We start from the raw sequence: 26,084 nt of genomic DNA, 5'->3' as shown, positions 1-26,084 counted from the left end.
TCTAGCTACTTTTAAATTTAGCTAGATGTTTTTTTGTGTGTAAAAATGAACAATGTGCAATCAAACCTTATTTTTGTATATTTAAACAAGCTTTTTTAAAGACCTTTTATGAAATTACTTATTCCATTATTTTTTGTTGTATGCTTCGGATTTAATTGTTCAGCTCAAAAAGTATTCTCAGTGCAATATGCCAATCAAGCAGATGTAAAAGTATTTGTTGTGGATTATGAGAATCAGGCAGACTTAAAGGTTTATAAAGTGAAGTACGCCAATCAAGCTGGAAAAAATGATGGAAAATGGTTTTTTACAGATTATGAGAATCAGGCTAAAAAGACCATCTATTATGTAGATTATCAAAATCAAGCCGATTTAAAAATATTTTTTGTCGAATATGAAAATCAAGCTGGTTGGAAAAATAAATCAAAACAGCATTTGATGTATTGAGAAATTTAGGCATTATTTAAATTTTATAAAAAAAAAGACTCTTGGAAAAATCTAATACTATTGGACTTGTTTTATCGGGTGGTGGCTATAGAGGCCTCGCTCATATAGGTGTTTTAAAAGCTATGGAAGAATTAGGGATAAAACCTAATTATATTTCTGGAACTAGCGCTGGAGCTATTGTAGGATCATTATATGCAGCTGGTTATTCATGGCAAGATATTTTCGATTTTTTTACTAAAACCGAACTTTTTTCCCTGAGTAACTACACCATATTAAAGCCCGGATTAATTGATGGAACTAAGTTTGAAAATACGCTAAAAACATATTTGGAAGCCGACAGTTTTGAGAGCTTAAAAATTCCAATGTATATTGCTACTACAGACTTATTGGATGGTAAAACACATTTTTTTCATAAAGGAAACATCATAAAACCTATTATTGCTTCCTCTTCAGTACCTGGTGTTTTTGCACCTGTTTCTTATAAAGAACTCTTTCTATGCGATGGCGGGGTTACCAACAACTTTCCAATTGAACCCCTACAAGTTTATTGCGATAAAATAATTGGAGTCTATTTAAATTCACTTGTAGAAACTTCAACAGAAGGTTTAAAAAGCACCAAATCTGTGTTAGAACGTGCATACCGAATTTCTCGGGTAAATGCTTCTGAAGGAAAATTTAAAGATTGCCATGTATTTATTGCCCCTAAAGATTTAGGAAATTATGAAGTATTTTCTAAAAAACATATCCAAGAAATTTTTGAAATGGGCTATCAAGAAGCTAAGTTAAAACTAAAGGAAGAATTTTAAAATCAGTTGCTAAAATAATAAGAATTAACTCTCTTTCGACTTTTTAATTATGGCTTTTAGTTTCTCCTTTCTCAGAGCTTCTTCTGCTTTTTTCTTATTAATTTTTCTATTAAGAAGCTTTGTGTGTTTCGCCTTGTTTTTTGTGTTTTTCTGACCTTTAGGTTTTGGCATGAGTTTTTATTTTTATTCAACTTCTATTTTAGTTAAAAAACTTAATTTTTAAGCAAAAGAAATCAATATAGTGTTAAAAATTGGAAATTTAGTTAAATTTAAGCGTAGCAATTCTGTTTTAGAGCTATTAATATCTGTTATAAAGTACGTATACAGTTATTAAAATAATAAATTTGTAACTCAGAAAAAATTGCTTGGAAGAGATCAAAAATAAAGACATAGAACAACCAGTTCTAGCCAAAAAGAAACGGTTTAGATTCTTAAAAATAATTGGAAGAATTATTTTAGGCATCCTCCTACTTTTATTTTTGCTCATTCTATTTGTTAGAAGTCCTTGGGGACAAAATATAATTGTCACTAAAGCAGTTTCTTTTTTGTCAGATAAAACCAAGACTAAAGTTGAGGTTGAAAAGCTGTTTATTACGTTTGATGGAGATATTCAGTTAAACGGTTTATATCTGGAAGATACCAAAGGTGATACCTTAATTTATTCCAAACAATTGGAAGTAAATGTCCCTTTGTGGGCTTTAATACAAGGCAATGGCATTGGTGTTGATGGCCTAGAATGGGAAGGTGTTCGTGCCAATATTACCCGAAAAGATTCTATAGAAGGTTTTAATTTTCAGTTTATTATTGATGCTTTTGCCACCCAAGACACAACAACTGTTGCCGTAGACACTACCTCGGCACCAATAAACCTTATTTTAGGAAATCTGAATTTCAAAAATTTTGACGTCGTTTATAAAGATGCTGTTACAGGTATAGACAGTCGTTATAAATTTGGTAAACTCCTTGCAAACATGGATAAAACCGATTTAGAAACCATGACTTTTAAAGCCTCTAGCTTAGAATTAGAAGAAAGCCATATTAAATTTTTACAAACCCCTGTTCCACCTACACCAGATTCAGAAGAGAGTACCATGCCTCTATTTAGCGTTGAAGAATTAACACTAACAAACGTTTTTGCCAATTATCAAAGTAAAGCAGATAGACTTGCTACAACATTAGACATTAAAGAGCTGTATGCTGAGATTCCGAATATAGATATAGCCAATCAACTTTTTGAAGTAGATGAATTTAGCCTTAAAAATTCTTCTATTTCTCTTAAAACAGAAACAGAAAAAAATGTTGTTACTGAGAAAGTCGATGAGGTTTCAGAAGATATAGAACAAGATATCCAAACCTTCGAATGGCCAACCATCCAATTAGTTATAGGCGAAATAGATTTAGAAAATAATAATTTCAGTTATTCTGCTAATAATGAAAAAAGTAAAAAAGGTACTTTTAATGCCAATGCTATCGAGTTAACCAACATCCAATTTCAAGCTGAAGATATCAAGCTAAAGGATAAAATAGCCGAGTTGCAATTAGAGAATGCTTCCCTAAAAGAATTTTCAGGTATCAACCTAAATAACCTGAAATTCAAATTAAACGCAACAGATAAGCAGCTAAAACTTTCCAATGTAAAAGCAGCTCTAAATAATAATTCGCTACAAGGTAACTTCCAATTAGATTATCTAAGTTTAGCTAAATTAATTAGTGTTCCAGATCAATCTAAGGTAGCTGTAAATATGCCTTCTTTTAAGGTGTCGCTTAACGATTTATTTTTATTTCAACCAGATTTAAGGGAGAACGAATATCTAAATATTTTAAGTAAAAACCGTGTTACAGGTAATATAAAAGCTACTGGTTATTTGTCTGATATTAATCTGTCTAAAATGATTATTAATTGGAGTGACACTAAAATTTCGGCAAATGGAAACATTCAGAATATAACCCAAATAGATTCTTTAGTCTTTAATATTCAAGCTTTTTCTGCTGTTACAAAACGTTCAGATATGGTTCAATTTGTAAAGGAAGAAGAGCTTGGTGTAAGTCTGCCGGAAGATGTAGAGTTGGTGGGAAATGCTTCAGGAAATCTCAATAATATTCTAGCCAATGCAACTCTAACAACATCTCAAGGACTTGCTACAATTGAAGGGAATTTTAAAAATTCAGAAACTTTAGAATTTAATGCGGACCTTGCTGTAGAAGATTATAAACTAAACGAACTTCTAAAAAATGAACAATTAGGCACTTTAAATTTAAAATTAGATGCTCAGGGAAAAGGCGATCATATTAATAATTTAGACGCTACCTTAAATGCAACTGTTTCCAGTTTTAAATACAATAACTATCACATAAACGATCTGAAATTAATTGGAGATATTAAAAATGGCTCAGGAACCATTAGCTCTAATTATAAAGATAAAAACTTAAATATGAATCTGGATGCACAAGTGGTTTTAGATTCTATTTCTCCAGAAGCTTTTGTTGATTTAGATATTATTGGTGCCGATTTGCAAGCCCTAGGTCTCATGCAACGTGATATTAAAACACGCATGAAAATGGCGATTAACTTTAAAGGAAACAGTCAGAATTTTGATGCTAATCTAAAGGTGAACGATGGTATTTTTGTGTACGACAATAAGTCTTATTTGTTAGGAACTGTAAACGCTATGGCGCATATTAAACAAGATACCACCTCGGTATCCTTTAATAACAAAATGCTCGATTTGGTTTTACAATCCAACTCAGACCCTCAAACCTGGACAGCTTCTTTAAGGCATCATGCCTTGAGATACTTTTACCGAGACGAAACAGCTCACGATAGCACATTCCAAGGTGTTAACTTAAAATTTAGAGGAAATATAAGTGAAAGCTCTATTTTAAAAGATGTGTTTCTAGTAAATCTAAAAGATTTAGATACTGTAAATATTGCCGTAGATTTTAATGAAAAAGAACGCAAACTAACTGCCAGAATAAATGCGCCACATATAAATTATAACGACTTATTAGTGGATAGTTTGGCGTTTTCTATGGATACCGATCAGGAAAAATTTAATTTTAATTTAGGCTTTAATCAAATTAAAGCAGCACCTTTTCATATTCAAAAAACCATTATAGAAGGAAATCAGGTAGATAACGAACTTTCTTTAAAATTACTGGCTTATCATAAAGAAGAGAAACTAATTCAAGCTTTTAGTAATATTACTGGTACTAGCGAAGAATTACGTTTTCACGTGTTTCCCGAGGATTTGATTTTAAACAAAACATCTTGGAATGTTCCCGATTCTAACGAGGTTCTTATCTATGATAAGAAATTAGTTTTTAACGATTTTCATTTTAGTAAAAACGAGCAATCTATAGAGGTAACAGATAAATTACCAGAAATATCAAAAGAGCATATAGCCATAGATTTTAAAAATTTTAAACTAAATGAATTCTTAAGTTATTTAAATCCAGATAAAAGTTTAGCTTCAGGAAATCTGAATGGAAATTTTATTCTTGAAGAACCTTTTAATGATACAGGTATTGTAGCTAAAATGGATATTTCCGAATTAGAAGTTATGGAAGTAAATCTTGGAACCTTAGATGTTAATGCGAAGTCTTTAGGAGGAGATACGTACGATTTTAATGCGCAATTGTCTGGTGGAGAAGTAGATTTAGATTTAATTGGAGACTATGTTGCAAGAGAAACGGGAGCTAATATCGATCTAAACTTAAATATTCATAAATTTAATATGTCGGCTTTAACTGGTTTTTCTCAAGGTGAAATAACAGAAACATCTGGAAACTTTTCAGGGAAATTTAAATTAAATGGAACCACGAAAGAACCTAAATATGAAGGGGAATTACAGTTTAATGATGCAGATTTTAAAGTGGCAATGTTCAATTCGGCTTTTACCTTAAAAAATGAAACCTTAAACATTGATAATTCTGGTATTTCGATGAAAGATTTCACCATTCGAGACGAAAACCTAAACACCTTTGTCATGTCTGGAAAAATAGGAAGCAAATCTTTTATCAATCCAACATTTGATCTGCAAGTAGATGCTCAAAATTTTCAAGTGCTAAATGCCACTAAAGACGATAACGATTTTCTTTATGGGAAAGCAAGTTTTAATGGCACTGCAAAAATTACTGGTGATCTGCAAATTCCTAAAATAGACATGGATATGAGGGTGAATTCAGATACAGATCTTACTTATATATTACCATCTGCCACTGTAAATATGGAGGCTCGGGACGGTATTGTAACTTTTGTTAATAGAGAAAATCCTGATGCTATTTTAACAAGAACTAAAGAAAAAACGGCTAGAATAACAGGTTTCGATATTAAAGCCCTTTTAAAAATAGGAAAAGAAGCAGCTGTTACTATTATTATAGACGAAGAGACAGGAGATAATTTTAAAGTCTCTGGAGCAGGAGATTTTAATGTTACCATGAATCCAAATGGTGTTTTAAGACTTTCTGGAGTGTACGAAGTAACTTCCGGGCATTACGAGCTTAATTTATACAAAATAGTGAATAGAAAATTTAATTTAGTTCCCGGGAGTAAGGTTACTTGGTCTGGAGATCCATTTGATGCTAAATTAGATGTTAAAGCGGTTTATGAAGTTGAAACATCTTCATCTTCTCTAATGGCGCCTATCTATTCTGGAAGCGATCCGGCTGTTAAAGGAAAATTCCGTCAGGTATTGCCTTTCTATGTGTTCCTAAATATAGATGGAGAACTTATGGAACCAAAAATATCTTTTAATTTAGATATGCCAGAAGACGAACAAGGTGCTGTTGGTGGGCAAGTTTACGGACGAATACAACAATTAAATAATCAGGAAGACGACTTAAATAGACAAGTGTTTTCTCTATTGGTTTTAAATAGATTTTACCCAGACGCTGGCAGCGATGGAAGTCAAGGTGGTGTAGCTTCTATTGCCAGAGATAATCTAAACGATGCCGTTGCGGACCAACTTAATATGTTTACCGACAAGATATTAGGTAATACAGGCTTCGAGCTGGACTTTGGTTTAAATAGCTTTACAGATTATCAAGGAAATTCGCCACAACAAAGAACGCAACTGGAAGTAGAAGCCCAACAAAAATTGTTTAACGATCGGGTTATTGTTCGAGTAGGAAGCGAAGTAGATATAGAAGGAAGTAGTTCCAATGGTGAAGAAACACCAATTATTGGAAATGTTAGTATAGAGTACTTATTAACAGAAAGTGGACGCTATCGTTTAAAAGGTTTTAGTAGAAATGAATTTGAAAATGTTATCGATGGCCAAACTGTTGTAAGTGGAATTGCTTTGATATTCACACAAGAATTTAATAAATATAGTGAACTTTGGGATGCCTTATTTAAAGCCCAAACAGAAGAAGAAAAAAGAATCAAAGAAGAAAAAGAAGCCGAGAAAGAAGCGGCTAAAGAAAAACAAAAAGAAAAAGAAGAAAGTACTAAAAAAAGTATTGAAGAAAAGAAGAACTAACTAAGCTCAATTCTGTTTAAACAGGAGTAAACTGAAAAACGAGTGATAATATAATTTATAAGTTAATTTGAAATTTAGTCTAAAATATATAGGTCTCTATTTGTTCCTAATTGGAAGTTTATACTCATGTGGTATTACCAAATATATACCCGAAGATGAACGCTTATATACTGGAGCTACGCTTACTATTGAATCGGATAGTGTTATAAAAAATGAATCTGGTTTAAAAACAGATTTGGAAACTGTATTGCGTCCAGAGCCAAACTCCAAGTTTCTAGGGATGCATCTTGGACTGTATTATTACTATAAAAATCAAAAGGAAAAACCAGGATTTATTAATCGTTGGTTTTATAAACAATTTGGACAAGACCCTGTTTATCAATCCGATGTTGAAACTTATGCTGTTGAAGAGTTATTATTAAACCGATTAGAAAATAGAGGGTTTTTCTATAGCAGCGCCTCTTCAGACGTTGAAGAATCTGATAAAGAAGCCTCAGTCAAATATGTGGTAAAAGTACCAAAACCATATAGAATGGCCAGTTATCAATTGGATTCTTTACCTGCGAGTATTGAAGAAACCATGAAGCAGATAATTGCAAAATCGCCTTTTAAAGAAGATATGCGTTTCGATTTAAATAATATGAAATTGGAACGAAATCGTATAGATAAAGAGTTAAAGAAAAGAGGTTATTATAATTTTAATAATAATTTTTTAATTTTTGAAGCAGACACCAATCGCTACGATAATAGAAAATTCGATTTATTTCTGAAGTTAAAAAATGAAGTTCCTAAAAAAAGCTTGATTCCATATAAAATTTCAAAAATTAATGTTTATCCAAATTACGAAGTTTCAGACTCTGCAAAAATAACACCAACTCGCTACAACGAAAAGAATTATATTCAAAAGGAGGAGTTTTTCAAACCTAAATATTTAGATCCGTTTATTGTTATTCAAGATAATCAATATTACAATCCCGAAGATTCCAGAAATACGGCTAGACGACTTTCCACCATTGGGTCTTATAAGTATGTAAATATTCAATATAAGGAGATAGATACTATTGCATCTGATAGCTTAGGGCATTTAGAAGCCGATATTTTTCTTTCGCCATTAAATAAACGTGCGCTTCGAGCCGAGCTTCAATTAGTAACCAAATCCAACAATTTTGCTGGTCCTGCTTTAGAATTAACTATGAGTAATAGAAATTTATTTGGAGGAGGAGAAATATTCAATATTAGTCCTAAAATAGGATACGAAAAACAATTGGGTGGCGATAAAAGTGCAGGTAATAGTAGTTTAGAACTAGGGTTAACAAACGAACTTATTTTCCCAAGAGTTTTGTTTCCTGTTAAGATTGATAATAATTTCTTTAAATATTCTATTCCTAAAACTAAAATCTCTTTAAGCTTTGATTATCTAGACAGAACAGATTTATACACTTTACTCTCAGGAACGACCTTATTTGGTTATGTATGGGATGCTAACCGGTTTGTTACACATGAAATTAATCCAATTTCTTTTAATTATACGGAATTGCTTAAAACCACTCCGGAATTTGAAGACATACTAGATAACGACCCCTTTTTAAGACAAAGTTTTGAGCAGCAATTTATAGCAGGTTTTACTTATGCATTTACCTATAATGAAATGGTAGACGTACGAAAAAAACATCAGTTTTATCTTAATTTCACTTTTGATATTGCTGGGAATACCATTGGACTTTTTGGTAAGGATCAAGGTCCGGAAAAACCAAAAACAGTTTTTGGTTTTGAATATGCTCAATATGCCAAAGCAGATATCGATTTACATTATCATTTTAATTTTGCTAAAGAACAAGTTATTGCAGCCAGACTTTTTGGAGGATATGGAATGGCTTATGGAAATTCGGAGGTAATTCCTTTTGTAAAACAGTATTATTCTGGAGGTCCTTATAGCGTGCGTGCTTTTAATATTCGCTCTTTAGGCCCTGGAACCTATAATGTAGAAATAGATGGTACAAGCAGTAGTGATTATTTTGATAAAACTGGAAATATTAGATTAGAAGCAAACTTAGAATATCGCTTTCCAATTGTGTCCTTTTTAAAAGGAGCTTTATTTGTAGATGCTGGAAATATTTGGAATTCGGTAGAAAATCCAACCTATAATGGGAAGGATAAATTTACAAGCGATTTTATAAGCGAATTAGGAATGGGTGCCGGAGTAGGCTTAAGAGTCGATATACAAAGTTTTGTGATTCGTTTTGATTTAGCAGCACCTTTTCATAATCCATCCTTGCCAAAAGGAGAGCGTTATAAATTTGACGTAGATGCCTCTGTCTTGAATTTTGCTATTGGATACCCATTTTAATTTTTAGTTTATTGATAATGAAATCTTATAAATAACAACTAGCATTACAACAAATAAAAAGGATATTATAAATATAACAATTTGTCTTTTTTTAAGTTATATAATCACTATAACTATTATTTATTAGAATTAAACGATATTTTGCATGATTATAATACAAAAAACATATATTTGATAAATAATATTGTAAGTAAATAATCCAAGAATATCGCATTTCATCGAAGAATTTTGCGTTTCATGGATATTTTTTGTCGTTTTTATTTTGATAAGTCGCTTTTTTTTATACATTTACAACCTAATGAAGATACAAAACAAAAAAATGGTTGCCTCAATCTTATTTGTATTAATAAGTTTTGTTTGTGTTGCTCAAAGTACACCACCACCACCATTACCACCTCCGCCACCAGGACTTCCAATAGATGGAGGTATTTTGGCAGGCTTGTTTATTGGTATTGTTTTAGGGGTGAAAAAATTATTAAAGCGTTAGTTTAAACTCATTAAGCGAGTTACATATTTTCCAATTACATCAAATTCTAAGTTTACTTCAGTTCCTTTTATAAAACTTTTAAAATTTGTGTGTTCAAAGGTATAAGGAATAATTGCTACACTAAAAGAGTCTTTTTTAGAATCTACTACAGTTAAGCTTACTCCATTTACAGTTATAGACCCTTTTTCAATGGTTATATTATTCAAATTACAGTCATATTGAAAAGTGAATTTCCAGCTACCATTTTCATTTTTAATTTCTGTACAAACAGCAGTTTGGTCCACATGACCTTGAACAATATGTCCATCTAATCTATCGCCAAGTTTCATGGCACGTTCTAGATTGACATAATCGTTTACCTTTAGCTGACTTAAATTCGTTTTACTTAGGGTTTCTTCAATAGCAGTTACTGTATATTCATTTCCAGAAATATTAACGACAGTTAAACAAATGCCATTATGAGCTACACTTTGGTCTATTTTTAGCTCATTTGTAAAATTGCAGCTAATGGTTATGTGTAAATTAGTCTGCTCTTTTATTAAATCTTTTACTACCCCAACACTTTCAATGATTCCAGTAAACATATTTGTCGAATATTTGGTTAAATTTGCAAGTGTAAAATTACAAACAAAAGTTATCTTATTAAATGAAGAACGAAGAAAATATAATTGTAGGCATATCTATAGGAGACTTAAATGGTATTGGCGGTGAAGTAATTTTGAAAACATTCGAAGATGCCAGAATGTTAGAATTTTGCACACCTATAATATTTGCATCCGTTAAAAATATTACTTTCTTAAATAAGCATTTCGATTTAAATTTAAATTTTAATGGTATTAATAACTTCAATCAAATTATACAAGGAAAATTAAATGTATTCAATGTATGGAATGATAGAGTGAATGTAGAGTTTGGTAAAGAAGATCCTGAAATTGGAGTATATGCTGTAAAATCTCTTCAAGCTGCAACCACAGCTTTAAAGGAAAATAATATTGATGTATTGGTAACAGCTCCAATAAACAAACACAACATACAATCCGAAGAGTTTAAATTCCCAGGGCATACAGATTATTTGGCAAAAGAACTTGAAGGCACTAGTTTGATGTTTATGGTATCTAATGATTTAAGAGTAGGTTTGCTTACAGACCATGTTCCAGTTAAAGATATTTCAAGCCATATCACAAAAAAACTAATTAAAGACAAGTTAAATATCATTTACGAATCTCTTGAAAAAGATTTTAAAATAAGAAAGCCTAAAGTAGCCGTATTAGGAATCAATCCACATACTGGAGATAATGGGGTTATTGGAAAAGAAGACGACGAAATTTTAAGACCAACCTTAAGCGAAATAAGAGATAAAGGCAGATTGGTTTATGGTCCATATGCAGCAGATAGCTTTTTTGGATCTAAAAATTATAAAAATTTCGATGCCATTATTGCTTCTTACCACGATCAAGGATTAATACCATTTAAGACACTTGCTTTTGGAAAAGGCGTAAATTTTACAGCCGGATTAAACAAAGTTAGAACCTCACCAGACCATGGAACGGCCTACGAAATCGCAGGCAAAGGTGGAGCAGACGAAAGTTCTTTTAAAGAAGCTGTTTTTACTGCTATTCAAATTTTTAAAAATAGACAAGAATATGAGGATCTAACAGAAAATGTTCTTAAAACAAGGCAAAAAAAGATATAAACAAAAAAATGTTTATAAGTTGCATTGTGTAAATAATTATTTGTTATATTTGCAGGCTCAAATTAGATGTGAAAATGAAGCGATTGAAAGAGTTTACAATTCCATTTGTAGGACTAAAGCAAGGAGAGCATCATTTTGAGTATCAAATTGATAATGCGTTCTTTGAACATTTTGAGTATGAAGAATTTAATAGTTCGTCTATAAAAGTAGACGTTCTATTCAACAAAAAAACAACTTTGTTTGAGTTAAACTTCAAAATTTCAGGAACTGTAAATATTAATTGTGATATAACAAATGAAGCTTACGATCAGGAAATTTCTAACGAGTTTGACATAGTAGTTAAATTTGGAGAAGAATTAAACGAAGATGAAATTGATATATTAATTCTGCCACATGGCGAATATGAACTTAATATTCAGCAATATATCTACGAGTTTATTGTTTTATCAATTCCAACAAAAAGGATTCATCCTGGAGTTGAAGATGGAACTTTAGATTCAGAAATACTCGATAAATTAGAAGAATTAAGCCCAAAGCTTAAAGAAACAAAAGAAACTGAAGAGGAAATAGATCCTCGTTGGAATACATTAAAGAAACTATTAACGGATAAATAAACATAGAAAATGGCACATCCTAAAAGAAAAATCTCTAAAACAAGAAGAGACAAAAGAAGAACACATTATAAAGCAACAGCACCTCAAATTGCTACGTGTCCTACAACAGGAGAAGCACACTTATACCACAGAGCTCATTGGCACGAAGGTAAGTTATATTATAGAGGACAAGTTCTTATAGATAACTCTGAAGTAGAAGAAAACTTAGCATAAATACTATGCATGCATATAAAAAAACGCTCACTTGTGGGCGTTTTTTTTGTTTTAAATTTTTATAGAAGTCAAAAACGACTTAATTTGCATTAAATTAGACCAAAATGAATTGTTTTTTATACATTTCATGATTATTTGATTGATTTTGCAATAATTTTGAGTCAAATTAACTTGATATACTATGAGTAAAATCTCAGCAGCCATTACCGCTGTAGGTGGTTATGTACCAGATTATGTGTTAACCAATAAAATGTTAGAAGACATGGTTGATACAAATGATGAATGGATTACCACAAGAACAGGAATTAAAGAAAGAAGAATTCTTAAAGAAGATGGTAAAGGCACATCCTTTTTGGCTATTCAGGCTGCGCAAAATCTTATTCAAAAAAGTGGAGTAGATCCTAAAGACATAGAGTTGGTGATTGTGGCTACGGCTACGCCAGACATGAAAGCTGCATCAACTTCGGCTTATACTGCAACTCAAATAGGTGCAGTGAATGCTTTTTCATTCGATTTAGAAGCAGCGTGCTCTAGCTTTCTATATGGTATGTCTGTGGCTGCTAGATATATAGAATCTGGAAAGTATAAAAAAGTACTATTAATAGGTGCAGATAAGAACTCATCCATGATTAATTACAAAGATAGGGCAACCTGTATTATCTTTGGAGATGGAGGAGGAGCTGTTCTTTTTGAACCTAATCAAGAAGGCTTAGGTTTACAAGACGAATTTTTAAGAAGTGATGGTGCTGGAAGAGAATTTTTACAAGCCACTTATGGCGGATCTTCTTATCCATCTACTCCAGAAGCAATAAAAGAAAATAAACATCAGGTATTTCAAGATGGAAAAACCGTATTTAAAAATGCCGTATTTAATATGGCAGATGTAGCTGTAAAAATATTAGATAGAAACAAATTAACTATAAAAGATATTTCTTGGTTGGTGGCTCATCAAGCAAACAAACGTATAATTGACGCCACAGCTAATAGAATTAAATTAGAAGAAGAAAAAGTGATGATGAATATTGAAAAATATGGAAACACAACATCAGCAACCCTTCCTTTATTATTAAATGATTACGAATCTAAACTTAAAAAAGGCGACAATTTAATTTTTGCTGCTTTTGGAGGAGGATTTACTTGGGGCTCTATTTATTTAAAATGGGCTTATAACTCCTAAACTAACTACTAAATAAAATTTAATATCTAAAACTATGGATTTAAAGGACATTCAAAACTTAATTAAATTTGTTGCTAAATCTGGAGCAAGTGAGGTTAAACTAGAAACAGAAGATGTAAAAATCACTATTAAAACAGGAAGTGATGACAAACAGGAAACAACAACCTATGTACAACAAATACCTGTAACTGCACCAGTTGCACAAGCGGCCGCTCCTGTAGCACCAACAGTGGCTAACGAAGCTCCTGCTGCTCCAGTAACTACTGCAGAAGATTCAAAATACATAACAATAAAATCTCCTATTATTGGAACCTTATATCGTAAACCAGCTCCAGACAAACCCGTTTTTGTTGAAGTAGGTCAAACTATTAAAGAAGGAGATGTATTATGTGTTATTGAAGCCATGAAACTATTTAATGAAATAGAATCTGAGGTTTCTGGAAAAATAGTAAAAGTATTAGTTGACGACTCTTCTCCTGTAGAATTCGATCAACCATTATTTTTAGTTGATCCGTCATAACAATTTAATCCGAAATTTTGGAACCAATTCACATCAACATAATACCTAGAATAAAATTCTATGATGTGACATTTAAAATTGATTCTTTAACATTGGAATAAAATTTTTAACACTTAAAAAGTTATGTTTAAAAAAATACTAGTTGCCAATAGAGGGGAAATAGCACTACGAGTTATTAGAACCTGTAAAGAAATGGGCATAAAAACGGTAGCCATCTATTCTACTGCAGATGCAGAAAGCTTACATGTTAAGTTTGCTGATGAAGCTGTATGTATTGGTCCACCACCAAGTAATCTATCATATTTAAAAATGTCGAATGTTATTGCAGCTGCAGAAATTACAAATGCAGATGCCATACATCCTGGTTACGGATTCTTATCAGAAAACGCTAAATTTTCTAAAATTTGCGAAGAACATAAAATAAAATTTATTGGAGCCTCTGCTGAAATGATTAACCGAATGGGAGACAAAGCTTCAGCAAAAGCTACTATGAAAGAAGCTGGTGTACCTTGTGTTCCTGGAAGCGACGGCATTATTGAAAATTTTGAAGAATGCGAAAAAATAGCTAAAGAAACCGGTTATCCAGTCATGCTTAAAGCAACTGCTGGAGGTGGCGGAAAAGGTATGAGAGCTGTTTGGAAACCAGAAAAGCTTAAGGAAGCTTGGGAATCGGCAAGACAGGAATCTAAAGCAGCCTTTGGAAATGACGATATGTACATGGAAAAACTTATTGAAGAACCAAGGCATATTGAAATTCAAATTGTTGGAGATTCAAAAGGAAAAGCTTGTCACCTTTCAGAAAGAGATTGCTCTATACAAAGAAGACATCAAAAACTTACCGAGGAAGTTCCATCTCCATTTATGACTAACGCTTTGCGTAAAAAAATGGGTGATGCTGCAGTTAAAGCTGCCGAATATATTAAATACGAAGGTGCTGGAACTGTAGAGTTTCTTGTAGATAAACACAGAAATTTCTATTTCATGGAAATGAATACGCGTATTCAGGTTGAACATCCAATTACAGAACAAGTAATTGATTTCGATTTAATACGAGAGCAAATTCTTGTGGCTGCTGGCGTACCAATTTCAGGTAAAAATTACACCCCTAATTTACATTCTATTGAATGTAGAATAAATGCCGAAGATCCTTTTAACGATTTTCGTCCATCACCAGGAAAAATAACAACCTTACATGCCCCGGGAGGTCATGGAGTGCGTTTAGATACACATGTATATGCTGGATATGTAATTCCACCACATTACGATTCTATGATTGCGAAGCTTATTACAACGGCTCAAACGCGTATTGAAGCTATCAATAAAATGAAGCGTGCTTTAGACGAATTTGTCATTGAAGGTATTAAAACAACCATTCCTTTCCACAGACAATTAATGGATCATCCAGATTATCTTGCTGGAAACTACACCACGAAGTTTATGGAAGATTTTGTGATAGAAAAGCCAACAGAAGATTAAAACTAAAACTCCGAATGTATGTTCGGAGTTTTTTTGTTTTCAATGGAGAGTTCCTTTCTTAAACATAAATGAGGTCCTACAATAGGTTAATCCTTAACACAAAATCATTATTTTTACTTTCAAGTAATTAACAATAAATGAACCTGTCTTACTGGGAAATAAAATCATGGCTCACCAATATCGATTATACCATTGTTGGCAGTGGAATTGTAGGACTTAATTGTGCCTTACAATTAAAACAACGTTTTCCAAAAGCTAATATTTTAATTTTAGAAAAAGGCATGTTGCCACAAGGAGCCAGCACTAAAAATGCAGGTTTTGCTTGTTTTGGCAGCTTAAGTGAAATCTTGGACGACCTAAAAACACATTCTGAAGCAGATGTTATTACCTTGATAAAACAACGCATGGACGGGTTGTTGCTTTTAAGACAAACGCTATCAGACCAAGCTATTTATTATCAGCAATTGGGAGGTTACGAATTATTCACAAAAGAAGATACACAGCTTTTTGACACTTGTTTATCAAAAAGAGAAGCTGTAAATACATTACTAAAACCCATATTTAAGGAGGATGTTTTTCAGATAAAAGAGAATATATTCAACTTTAAAAATATTCAAGAAACCTATGTGTTTAATCCTTTTGAAGGACAGATAGATACAGGGAAAATGATGGAAGGGTTACTTCAAAAGGTACAATCAAAAGGAATCAAAATTTTGAATAATATTTTGGTTGAAAGCTATGTAGATCAATCAGAAAGTGTACAGGTAAAAACTAATAAGTTAGAGTTTCAAACTAAAAATCTCATCTTTACAACCAATGGGTTTGCTTCACAGCATATTTCTGAAGAAGTAAAACCTGCAAGAGCTCAAGTGTTAATTACAAAACCTATAAAAAATCTTCATATTAAGGGAACCTTTCATTTAGATAAGGGTTATTATTATTTTAGAAATATAGACGATAGAATCCTGTTTGGAGGTGGAAGAAATCTAGATTTTAAAGCCGAAGAAACCACTGAATTTGCCCAAACAGAACGCATTCAAAATAAATTAAAAGACCTTTTAAAAACAGTTATTTTACCTAAAACAGATTTTGAAATAGATTATAGTTGGTCTGGGATTATGGGCGTTGGTTCAACTAAAAAACCCATTGTAAAACAACTGTCAGATCATGTGTATTGTGGTGTAAGACTTGGAGGCATGGGAGTTGCTATTGGAAGTTTAATTGGTAGAGATATAGTTGATTTAATAGAATAGGATGCTTAAAAGATTTTTCAAATTTATTTTCAAACTTATTATTGGTTTAATTATCTTCTCTGTAGGGATGGTTTTTTTGTATAAATGGGTTCCCGTTCCAGCAACTCCTTTAATGTTTATTAGAAGCGTTGAAAACTTTCAAAACGATAGGCCTTTTGCTTGGAAACACGATTGGGTTTCTATAAATAAGATTTCAAAAAATTTACAATTAGCTGTTATTTGTAGCGAAGATCAAAATTTTTTAAAACATCATGGTTTTGATGTCGAAGCTATAGAGAAAGCTTTTGAAAATAATAAAAAAGGAAAAAGCATCAAAGGCGCTAGTTCCATAAGTCAGCAAACAGCTAAAAATGTATTTTTATGGCCGCAACGCAGTTGGTTAAGAAAAGGTTTGGAAGTATATTTTACGTTTTTAATAGAAACCATTTGGTCTAAAGAACGCATTATGGAAGTGTATTTAAATAGTATTGAAATGGGAAATGGTATCTATGGAGCCGAAGCAGCAGCTTATTATTGGTATAACAAACCAGCTGCAAAATTATCGCAATACGAAGCAGCTTCTATTGCCGCCATTTTGCCAAATCCGTTGAAATATAAAGCCAAACCAGCTTCTAATTACATAGAACGCAGAAAAATCTGGATTGTGAGACAGATGGGTTATTTTGGAAAATTAGATTACGAAAAAGCACATGGAAAATAAATTAGAATTAAAGCAACTCTTATATTTTCAATGTGTCGAATTTTGTAACAACCGACTTTTAAACATTCAAAAAACCATTGAAGAAATTCAGGAGTCTCTAACTTCTGAAACTAAAAGTTCTGCAGGAGATAAGCATGAAACAGGACGAGCCATGTTGCAGTTGGAACGAGAAAAAGCAGGAAATCAACTGGCTGAAATTCAAAAATTACAGGAAGCCTTATCTAAAATCGATGTTACTAAAACTAATAAAGTTATAGGTTTAGGAAGTGTTGTTTATACTACTCAAGCCAATTATTTTATTGCTATTAGTGCAGGAGAATTAAAGCTTAATAATCAGGCATTTTATGCCATTTCTCCAAATACACCTATTGGGAAATTATTAATTGGTAATCAGGTTGATGATACAATTATATTTCGGAATTTTAGTTTTGATATTATTAATGTCCAGTAAAGCCTCAAAAATAAATAATTGGAGGATATAACAAACAAACTAACTTAAATTGATTGATAGCTTAATAGTTGTTTTTTGTAAAACATTCAAATTGAGATTTTAGTTTTTTAGAGTTTTTATTATCTACCTTTCCTTCTATCTTTTGACCACTTTCGGTAATAACTCTAAACATTGACAAATTTTCAGTTGATAAAAGTTTAATATCAGTTTCAGTTAAAGTACTTACAATTTGGTTAGTTATTGAGAATGTACTCATAAAGCGATTTTTACTTTTAAATACTTTATCTATTTTAAGTTTTATTAAACTCCCTTCTGTTTTAAGAATATATTCAACTCCTTTTGTAAAATTTATATCAAATATATCTGCATCGTCAGCAGATACATTATTGACAATATTTAAAATGGCATAAGGCTTATTGGCTTCTTTGTCCATTGCTACAAGAAGTTTAATGTCGTAACCTTTACCACTGACAATGGTAGATTTTGAATCTAATTTTCCTCCCCATAGTTCTGTTGTTACCTCTGTCATTTCATCTTTATTGGAAATGTGTGCTTTACATTTTTGCCCATAACAGGTAATAGTTGCTAGAAATAAAATAATAAGATTTAATTTTTTCATTTGAATCGTTTTTGGTTTCACACGAATATGAAGCATTATTTTATATCATAAAACTTCTAATGAAAATGTGTTAATGCTTAGTGAAAATATATGGAATAGAGTTGCTGTCGATATTAAATAAGGAGGAATTGGTCGATTTAAGAAAGAGATTCTTCGCTTCGCTCTGAAATCGAAGATTCGACGCAGTCAATGACAGAAGTCGTTCCCTCATTCTGAAATTGAAGCTTCGACGCAGTCAATGATAAAACCCTATTTTACAACCAACTTTTTTTGAAACGTTCTATGATTCGCATCTTGTACTTGAACCAGATACATGCCTGTAGATAATGATTCAATATTTATTGAATAAGCATCTTTTGTAGATAGAACTTTTTGACCTAATTGATTAAACACTTCAACAGATTTAATAGCGTCTATTCCTTTGAACGAGACAATGTCTCGTGCTGGGTTTGGATACATAGTAAAACTAACTTGTTGAAATTCATCAATAGATAGTGTTGAGGTGTTGGTCATGAGCCAGGTTTGAGGCTCTATATCATTATCAACAATAGCTCTTCCTGTAAGAAGAACATCTGGTTTCCCATCACTATTATAATCATGAATATCAACTGTACCACTTGAGAGATTGATTGGATTTCCCATTTGATCAGTAAAAATATATTCATCTCCAAAAAATCTAAAATTATCAGAGCCAAAAAGTATTTTTGTGATAAGGGTATTGTCTAAAAGTTTTCCTAATATGATTGCGTCCATATAACCATCATTATTCAAATCTGAATATTCTGTTTCTCCATAATAGGTATTTGGTAATCCTGTATATGCTGAATTGTAATTTTGAAAATCAAGATTTCCAAGGTTCTTAAACAACATAGTTCCAGAATCACTAGTACCATTTGGTCCAGTTACTGAAATATCATTCAATCCATCATTATCTAAATCAATAATAGCTACATGAACACGACTTGGTGTATTTTCTAAAACAAAAACCTGTGTAAATACACCATTTCCTTGATTTTCAAAAACCGCATCTACCTCAGCAGAAATAATCACGAGATGTTTTCTACCACTATTATCAAGAAAGCCAGATTCATAATATCCAGCGTTTGCTGGTGGAATATTTGCTGGTGGTGAAGCTGAAGAAAAAGTACCATCGCCATTGTTCTGTATTAAACCTACATCTGGAGTATTTCCGGTATATGCATATCCACTAAACAAGAAATCTTCAAATCCATCATCGTTTATATCAATAGCTGTAATTGTTGCTCTGAGATAACCGATATCATAGCTTGAATAGACTTCTGTGAAATTAGCACTACCATCCATAAGAGCTCTAAATATCCTTAGCTCTTGAAATAAGGTAACAAATGCTATATACACATAATTATTTTCATAAAAAAAAGCTGTGCGAGGTTCATCTGCCTGTAAATAGAAATTATATTTTTCTATCCAGTTTAGATTACTATCTTGGCTCATTAATTTAACGGCACCATTAGTTCCTGGTGCTCCATTAGCAGTCTCTCCACCAATTAATATAGCTCGTTCATTTGTTGATGAATCAATAGTTACCCAATCTCCACAACCATACATAGCTGGAGGTAAAGAAGTTGCTGAAAAATTTATTTGAGCATATACTCCAAAAGATGTTAATACAAACATCAATACTGGTAAAATTACTTTCATAATCTGTCTTTTTAAGAAGTCAGATAAGTTTCTGCAGAGTTTGGAGCTACAGTTTTAAATGGTATTTAAATATAGATAAAATATAATTTTAATCTTTTTAAAAACCATGTAAACATAGGCTTACATGGTTTTCCCCTCAATTAATAGCTAACTTTTGCTATTGTTTTGTTTTGCAGGTTCTACATTTTGATAATGAGAAGGCTGTATAAACGTCATTAAATTGATAATTATTACAATTTTTATTCCCACAGCCAGCAGCTCTGCAATTATCACATAGATACCAGTCGAAATTACATGTGGTGCATTTACCTTTTTTTTGCATTATTTAACTCTTTAAAAGTAAATTATTGTTTAAACGCTCTAATTGAAAAGTTATGGCATTATTTAGACCATTGTATAAGTCATAAAATTCTTTGCCTTCTTTTTGCTCTATAAGATTTGACCAATAGTTATCATTATACATTAAAGAGTTATATATTTTCTGATAATCTTTCTTGAATTCTCTTGTTCCATGGTCTATGAAAAAATCTGTATTACTTTTACACCTGTCTCTTAAATCAAGGAATAAAGAATATCTTTTATTTATTTCTGGCAATCTTTTTTTTCTATTATACCAAATTATAAATTTGTAAACACCATAACCAATCAATGCTATTATGGCAAAAGGCATCATGACAGCAATTACAGTTAAAAAAACGAATGCAATTACGGTAATTATAGAAAAGGTATTGTTGTTACGCATCGCTTTCTTGCTCAATTAATATATGTCTAGCTATATCTGTTTGGTTTATATAATAACTATTAACTGTCCTTAAACACCATTTATTATTAACCTTAAATAAGAAATAGCCAGATCTGCAAGAATGATACCTTTTAATAAACGCTTTTAATCCATATTTAAAACCTTTATATTTAGTAATTCTATACACATAATTAGAACAAGATTCATGATAAATACATCTTGGTTTAAGTGATGATGGCTTAAAAAACCAGTAACAATTTATAGAAAATAATAAAATGTATTTCATGTTATTTAGTAAATACTAAAAAGCCTAAATTTATTAGAACGTCTGGCTTTGCTCCAATTCCAAAACAGCCATTGCTGCCAGCTATTAAAGTTTCGGTAGTATAAAAATTATAAAACTTCCAACCATCAACTGCTTGTTCGTTAATTAATTGTTCCATTTCTTGCGCTACTTTATTTGCGTTTTGTTTATTTTTTATAAACGGATTAAATGGGACTACTTTTGTGTTCATAATATATTTAATTTTTAAGTTGAACTAAATATCACACAAATAAATAAACTTAAATAATTCTAGTGAAAATGTATTTTTAGGTAATGAAAATCTTTATAATAGAATTAATAATATTATAACCATGCGAGTATTCTATTACTTAAAAAGAAGAGATTCTTCGCTTCGCTCTGAATGACAGAAGTCGTTCCTCCTTCTGAATGACAAGATTATGACTCACTAAAAAATTGAAGATTCTAAATAATTAAATAAAAAAATCTTCGGTTTCACAAGAAGCCGAAGATTAGAGGTAGTAATTAATTATTACTATTTCTTTATTAACTTTTTTTGAAACGTTCTATGATTGGCATCTTGCACTTGAACCAAATACATTCCTGTAGATAATGATTCAATGTTTATTGAATGTGTATCTTGTACTGAAAGTACCTTTTGACCTAATTGGCTAAAGACTTCAACAGATTTAATCGTATCTATTCCTTTGAACGAGACGATGTCTCGTGCTGGGTTTGGATACATAGTAAAACTAGCTTGTTGAAATTCATCAATAGATAGTGTTGAAGTGTTGGTCATGAGCCAGGTTCGCGGTAAAGCAAATGGACCAGCTCCAACACCAGAATTCCCTGTAAACAAAATATCTAGCCTGTTATCATTATTGTAATCATAAATATCTACAGAGCCCTGGATAATATACAAAGTATCTGAATTACCCCATTCATCCTGAACCGTAAAATCTATTTCTCCTCCCGTAAATTTGAAACTGTCAGATTGTAAATATATCTTATTTACAAATGAACCATTTAGTCGCTGTGCTGCAATAACTGCATCGGGTAACTGGTCGCCATTAAAATCAGCATATTCTATTTCTCCATCCCATACGTTTGGTAAGCCGGTAAAAACAGAATCATGTGATTCAAAATCAAGATTTCCAAGATTCTTATACAACATGGTTCCATCATTTGAACCATCAACAGAAAAAATAGAAATATCATTCAATCCATCAATATCTATATCACTAATAGCAATATGCGAATAACCTCCAGCATCGTTTAGCGTAAATTCCTGAGTAAAAACTCCATTTCCATGGTTTTTAATAATATAACCAAAACCAGGATCAATAACTACCAAGTGTTTTTTACCACTATTATCTAGCATTGCAGATTTATACTGTCCATTATTTACTATTGGAATAATTGCCGGAGCTGAAACCAATGTCATTGTTCCGTCGCCATTGTTTAACAATACCTTGGCATCTGGAGCATTAATTAACCAGCTATATCCACTAAATAAAAAATCTTCAAATCCATCATCATTTATATCAATATTGGTAATGGTTTGATTTGAATAATTTATGGTATCGGAATAAATTTCTGTAAAATTTGTATTCCCATCCATTAAGGCACGGAAAACTTTTTTGCCGTAATCCTTGGTAATAATAGCGATATAAATATAGTTATTTTCTTCAAAAAAAGAAACTTTTGAGCCTATAGATTCTAAATTAAAATCAAATAATTCTGTTCCATCTATCGCAAATAATTTAGTAGATCCATTTTCGCCACTAACATTCGTATTTTTGCCTGCTATCAATACAGCACGCTCTCCTGTTGCTGAATTAATCGTTATAAATTTACCAGCACCATACATTGAATTAATATAAGGTTGAGTTGCATCAAAAGTAATTTGGGCAGTAACGCCAACGGAAAAGAGTATAGCAATAAAAAGTAGTAGTTTTTTCATAAATAGTAAGATTTAGTAGGATTAAAAATGCATGATTAAAATGAGTTAAAAAATTTTTAGTGAAAATGTATTTGTGGCTAGTGAAAATCTATAAAATAGAGTTACTGATATTATAACGATGCGAGTATTCTGTTAGTTAAAAAGAAGAGATTCTTTGCTTCGCTCTGAAATCGAAGATTCGATGCAGTCAATGACAAACAATTACCCATAAAAATGCTTCAGTCGGTTATTAACTTCTTCTTTATAGGTATTATTAATGGTAAATTCCTGGTTTTTAATACAGAGTCTGGAGCCATTTATTCTGCCATCCATAACGTTAGTAGCTATGTTTACAATGTAACTTTCGTTGATGCGCACAAAGTTATAAGGCAGTGTTTTTTGTAAATCGCGAAGTGAGGTTTTTAAAAAATAATAGTCCTTGTTTTTGGTTTGAAACCATAGATAATTGGCACGAAGGCTTTCTTCGGTTTCATTTTCGTTTATATAAGGTCTTACGGTAAAAAATACAATGTCATGGTATGGAACTGGCACTCGGGTTACTTGGCTTTTATCTAGTTCTTTTATTTCGTCTAGATAGCCAATTAAACCCATAACGCCTTTTTGGTTTGCTGGTGGCTGGTTTTGCTGTTGTCTATGGAGAACGGTTTGTATTTTCCTAAGCAGTTCGTCTATATTTAAACGAGGTTTTGTTTTTACTATAAAGTCGTCGTGGTTGGTATGTAAGCCTTTGTAAAAGGTGGCATCATCTTCGTATTGGGTCACATAAATAAATGGAATGTTATAAACGTCGTGCAATTGTTTGCCTAGATCGAATCCTGTTTGTTCACCTTCCAGATTGATGTCCAAAAGCACCAAATCTGGACGTTTTGTGTGGATGCTAGCTAGTGCTTCTGTAACACTTGGTGCATAATCGGCAACTGTGTAAAGGGCTTTGCTTAGTTTAGCGCGTAAACGTTCGTACAGGATGGCTTCGTCTTCTACAATTAAGATGTGTGCTTTCATGTTTTTTATTTTTTTGAAACCTTGCAGGTTCTGTCTTTAATCAGGTTTATTTATTTTGGAAATTGCATGTTTAAGTGAACACCGTTTTTTGATTCTAAATGATACGTTCCTTTAAGTTGTTGGCTTAACAGTTTGATAATGCGCAAGCCAAAAGAAGGACTTGTTTCAGGATTAAAATCTTTGGGCAAGCCTTTGCCATTATCTGATAGTGATACGTTAATAACACCATCTATTTCTTTTAATGTCATTTCAATTTTCCCATTTGCATCATTAAAAGCATATTTATAGGAATTGGTAATAAATTCGTTTATGATTAATCCTAACGGAAATGATTTTTCTGGGCTTATTTTTATGCTATTGTCTATATGTTGCTCTATGGAAATATTATTATTGGGAAACGACTGCTGGACATTATTAGCTAAGGTATCGATGTATTTTTTTAGGTTTAAGTCGGTGACATTGGCACTTGCATACAATTGTTTATGTACTTCGTTAATGCTATCTATTCTATTTTGAAGTTCGGAAAGTTTGTTGTTTATAGCGTCGTCGTTAAATTCATCTTTAACCACATCAATAAAGGTATCAATTATCGATAGGTTATTTTTCACCCGATGATGCAGTTCTCTTTGAAGGTTTTCTATAGCTTCTTTTTGCTTTTTATTGCGTCTGTAATAAAACCCAAAAACACCAAAACCAACAAAAGCCATAGCCAAACCACCAGCCATTTGCCATTTGCGTTTGCTTTCTAAAGCTATAAGCTCTGCTTGTTCAGCTTTTTCGGCTTTGAGTTGGAGGTTTTCTTTTTCTTTGAATTCAGTCTCTAATTTCGATTCTGAATTCAGAATAGTATTATTAAACCTAACTTTGTTTAAAGAATCTTTATAATTATGTAATCTATTTGTAAAAGCTAGAGCTTCTTTAAAATTATTTCTTTTTTTAAAGGACAGAATTTTTAAGTAAAGTAGATTTTCTTTATGGTAGGATTGCCAATTTTCTTTATTGACAGTATCTTTGCTGACTTCTTTTAACAAAGATTCTCCTTTTGAAATATCATTTAAATTTATTAATGCTTCAGCTTTTGACATCATTGCTGAATTAATTGCGGATTGCACATTAGTCTCTTTGGCAACGATAATTGCACTATCAGCATATTTCAAAGAAGCATAATATTCCTTTTTCTTACTATATAAAAATGACAAATAATTTAGTTGGTCAAAAACCATTATTTTATATTTGCCTTTCTTATAGTTTTTTAGAGCAATTTTAAAGTGTATAGCTGCTAAATCAAGTTCATTAATATCTGAATATATCCTACCTAAAATTCGATTGAAGGTAGATTTATAGAAATCGGAATTTATTCTTTCTGAAATTAGTAAAGCTAATTTCGCATATTCTTCAGCTTTTTCATATTGTTTTCTATCTATTAAAGACCAACATAATCCCTCATAACTTCTCATTTCAACAAAACAATCATTACAAACTAAACCATCACTACAATTTAATGCCTTTTTATAATTATCTAATAATAATTCATCATTCTCAGTGTATGAGTATACATATCCGAAACAGACGTACAACTTACATTTCCCTTCAATCGTTGAATTATTTTTAATAATTTCAATTCCTTCATTTAAGATTGAAAGAGCGTTGTCGTATTTATGCCAATCAGCATAAATATAACCAGCTTGGATTATACATTCCAGTTGATGTTGATAATCATCAATTGATTCGCTTATTTTTTTTGCTTTTAATATAAAATCTATTGACTTTTCAAAGTCGTCAAAAACTAAAGCTGTTGAAAGTGCTTTATATCCTGATATTAATCCTTTAGGTATATTATTCTTTTCAGATAACTTAATTAACTCATTTACATTATCAATGTCATTTTTAATATCATAGTCGTCATCTTCAAATCCAACTAATTCTACTAATAAGTCAATTTTTATTAATTCTTTTTCTTCATCTTGAATTCTGTTTTTCAACTCATCAATCTTCTTCGAATTCTGTCCCCAAGCTAAAAGAACAAAAAAACTAAAAAATGTAGTTAAATATAGTTGTCTCATAGATAATTTATTATCCCTAAATATAAATGTTAAAATTTTAACATTCAATAATTTCGTCAAAAATATAGAAT

General features: G+C 31.6%; 24 protein-coding genes. 14 read left to right on the top strand and 10 right to left on the bottom strand.

Features of this window, described 5'->3' with window-relative positions:
* The first annotated feature begins 108 nt into the window (after positions 1–108).
* A complete protein-coding gene (locus tag OS191_RS10450) occupies positions 109–444 on the top strand; it encodes a 7(1) septoil knot domain-containing protein (protein WP_267155630.1) in 336 nt (111 codons plus the stop codon).
* Positions 445–485: 41 nt separating this feature from the next.
* Positions 486–1,250 (top strand): patatin-like phospholipase family protein, encoded by a 765-nt coding sequence (locus OS191_RS10445; protein WP_267149218.1) that lies wholly within the window; start codon positions 486–488, stop codon positions 1,248–1,250.
* A gap of 24 nt (positions 1,251–1,274) precedes the next feature.
* Here OS191_RS10445 and OS191_RS10440 read toward each other — a convergent pair whose 3' ends face one another.
* Complete coding sequence (locus tag OS191_RS10440) at positions 1,275–1,421, bottom strand: hypothetical protein (RefSeq protein ID WP_267149219.1); 147 nt, start codon at positions 1,419–1,421, stop codon at positions 1,275–1,277.
* A gap of 194 nt (positions 1,422–1,615) precedes the next feature.
* On the opposite strand from OS191_RS10440, the gene OS191_RS10435 reads away from it, so the two are divergent.
* The 3 genes from OS191_RS10435 (at position 1,616) to OS191_RS10425 (ending at position 9,564) form a co-directional block, all read left to right on the top strand.
* Positions 1,616–6,730 (top strand): translocation/assembly module TamB domain-containing protein, encoded by a 5,115-nt coding sequence (locus OS191_RS10435; RefSeq protein ID WP_267155629.1) that lies wholly within the window; start codon positions 1,616–1,618, stop codon positions 6,728–6,730.
* Positions 6,731–6,797: 67 nt separating this feature from the next.
* The gene (tamL, locus tag OS191_RS10430) at positions 6,798–9,077 is read left to right on the top strand and encodes a translocation and assembly module lipoprotein TamL (protein WP_267155628.1); all 2,280 of its coding nucleotides are present in this window, start codon (positions 6,798–6,800) and stop codon (positions 9,075–9,077) included.
* A 298-nt stretch (positions 9,078–9,375) separates the two neighbouring features.
* Positions 9,376–9,564, top strand: coding sequence for an Fjoh_0651 family PID-CTERM protein (locus tag OS191_RS10425; RefSeq protein WP_267155627.1), 189 nt, complete (start codon positions 9,376–9,378; stop codon positions 9,562–9,564).
* Here the strand turns inward: OS191_RS10425 and OS191_RS10420 are convergent.
* Positions 9,561–10,148: a riboflavin synthase gene (locus OS191_RS10420; RefSeq protein WP_267155626.1), complete on the bottom strand. Its 588-nt coding sequence runs from the start codon at positions 10,146–10,148 to the stop codon at positions 9,561–9,563. The two genes, OS191_RS10425 and OS191_RS10420, sit on opposite strands and share 4 nt — an antisense overlap.
* A 62-nt stretch (positions 10,149–10,210) precedes the next feature.
* Here OS191_RS10420 and pdxA point away from each other — a divergent pair, with 62 nt between their 5' ends.
* From pdxA to OS191_RS10375, 9 genes are all read left to right on the top strand, one after another.
* A complete protein-coding gene (pdxA, locus tag OS191_RS10415) occupies positions 10,211–11,257 on the top strand; it encodes a 4-hydroxythreonine-4-phosphate dehydrogenase PdxA (protein WP_267155625.1) in 1,047 nt (348 codons plus the stop codon).
* A 74-nt stretch (positions 11,258–11,331) separates the two neighbouring features.
* Positions 11,332–11,871: a YceD family protein gene (locus OS191_RS10410; RefSeq protein WP_267155624.1), complete on the top strand. Its 540-nt coding sequence runs from the start codon at positions 11,332–11,334 to the stop codon at positions 11,869–11,871.
* 9 nt (positions 11,872–11,880) lie between these two features.
* A complete protein-coding gene (rpmF, locus tag OS191_RS10405) occupies positions 11,881–12,084 on the top strand; it encodes a 50S ribosomal protein L32 (protein ID WP_007647175.1) in 204 nt (67 codons plus the stop codon).
* 181 nt (positions 12,085–12,265) lie between these two features.
* Positions 12,266–13,261, top strand: coding sequence for a beta-ketoacyl-ACP synthase III (locus OS191_RS10400; protein ID WP_267155623.1), 996 nt, complete (start codon positions 12,266–12,268; stop codon positions 13,259–13,261).
* Positions 13,262–13,295: 34 nt separating this feature from the next.
* Complete coding sequence (gene accB / locus OS191_RS10395) at positions 13,296–13,781, top strand: acetyl-CoA carboxylase biotin carboxyl carrier protein (RefSeq protein ID WP_267155622.1); 486 nt, start codon at positions 13,296–13,298, stop codon at positions 13,779–13,781.
* Positions 13,782–13,904: 123 nt separating this feature from the next.
* Positions 13,905–15,257, top strand: coding sequence for an acetyl-CoA carboxylase biotin carboxylase subunit (accC, locus tag OS191_RS10390; RefSeq protein WP_267155621.1), 1,353 nt, complete (start codon positions 13,905–13,907; stop codon positions 15,255–15,257).
* Positions 15,258–15,394: 137 nt separating this feature from the next.
* Positions 15,395–16,510: an NAD(P)/FAD-dependent oxidoreductase gene (locus OS191_RS10385; RefSeq protein WP_267155620.1), complete on the top strand. Its 1,116-nt coding sequence runs from the start codon at positions 15,395–15,397 to the stop codon at positions 16,508–16,510.
* 1 nt (position 16,511) lies between these two features.
* Positions 16,512–17,210 carry a monofunctional biosynthetic peptidoglycan transglycosylase gene (gene mtgA / locus OS191_RS10380; RefSeq protein WP_267155619.1) on the top strand — a complete coding sequence of 233 codons (699 nt, stop codon included), beginning with the start codon at positions 16,512–16,514 and terminating at the stop codon, positions 17,208–17,210.
* Complete coding sequence (locus OS191_RS10375; RefSeq protein ID WP_267155618.1) at positions 17,200–17,661, top strand: GreA/GreB family elongation factor; 462 nt, start codon at positions 17,200–17,202, stop codon at positions 17,659–17,661. The genes mtgA and OS191_RS10375 overlap by 11 nt, the downstream gene beginning before the upstream one ends.
* Before the next feature lie 61 nt (positions 17,662–17,722).
* Here the strand turns inward: OS191_RS10375 and OS191_RS10370 are convergent, their stop codons facing one another.
* The 8 genes from OS191_RS10370 to OS191_RS10340 form a co-directional block, all read right to left on the bottom strand.
* Complete coding sequence (locus OS191_RS10370) at positions 17,723–18,280, bottom strand: hypothetical protein (protein ID WP_267155617.1); 558 nt, start codon at positions 18,278–18,280, stop codon at positions 17,723–17,725.
* Between the two features lie 249 nt (positions 18,281–18,529).
* Positions 18,530–19,960: a T9SS type A sorting domain-containing protein gene (locus tag OS191_RS10365; RefSeq protein WP_267155616.1), complete on the bottom strand. Its 1,431-nt coding sequence runs from the start codon at positions 19,958–19,960 to the stop codon at positions 18,530–18,532.
* Positions 19,961–20,285: 325 nt separating this feature from the next.
* Entirely contained in the window at positions 20,286–20,717 is a 432-nt protein-coding gene (locus OS191_RS10360) for a hypothetical protein (RefSeq protein ID WP_267155615.1), read from the bottom strand.
* Positions 20,695–20,988, bottom strand: a complete 294-nt coding sequence (yidD, locus tag OS191_RS15580; protein WP_416236422.1) for a membrane protein insertion efficiency factor YidD — start codon at positions 20,986–20,988, stop codon at positions 20,695–20,697. The genes OS191_RS10360 and yidD overlap by 23 nt, the downstream gene beginning before the upstream one ends.
* Before the next feature lies 1 nt (position 20,989).
* Positions 20,990–21,217: a hypothetical protein gene (locus OS191_RS10355; protein ID WP_267155614.1), complete on the bottom strand. Its 228-nt coding sequence runs from the start codon at positions 21,215–21,217 to the stop codon at positions 20,990–20,992.
* Positions 21,218–21,520: 303 nt separating this feature from the next.
* Entirely contained in the window at positions 21,521–22,948 is a 1,428-nt protein-coding gene (locus OS191_RS10350; RefSeq protein ID WP_267155613.1) for a T9SS type A sorting domain-containing protein, read from the bottom strand.
* Positions 22,949–23,149: 201 nt separating this feature from the next.
* On the bottom strand, positions 23,150–23,950 hold the full coding sequence (locus tag OS191_RS10345) for a response regulator transcription factor (protein WP_267155612.1): 801 nt from the start codon (positions 23,948–23,950) through the stop codon (positions 23,150–23,152).
* Between the two features lie 50 nt (positions 23,951–24,000).
* Positions 24,001–26,013, bottom strand: coding sequence for a tetratricopeptide repeat-containing sensor histidine kinase (locus tag OS191_RS10340; protein ID WP_267155611.1), 2,013 nt, complete (start codon positions 26,011–26,013; stop codon positions 24,001–24,003).
* Positions 26,014–26,084: the final 71 nt, after the last annotated feature.

Source organism: Xanthomarina sp. F2636L (assembly GCF_026410195.1).
Taxonomy (GTDB): Bacteria; Bacteroidota; Bacteroidia; order Flavobacteriales; family Flavobacteriaceae; genus Xanthomarina.
The sequence above is the reverse complement of the archived record's forward strand: the minus strand, read 5'-3'. Positions and strand labels throughout refer to the sequence as shown.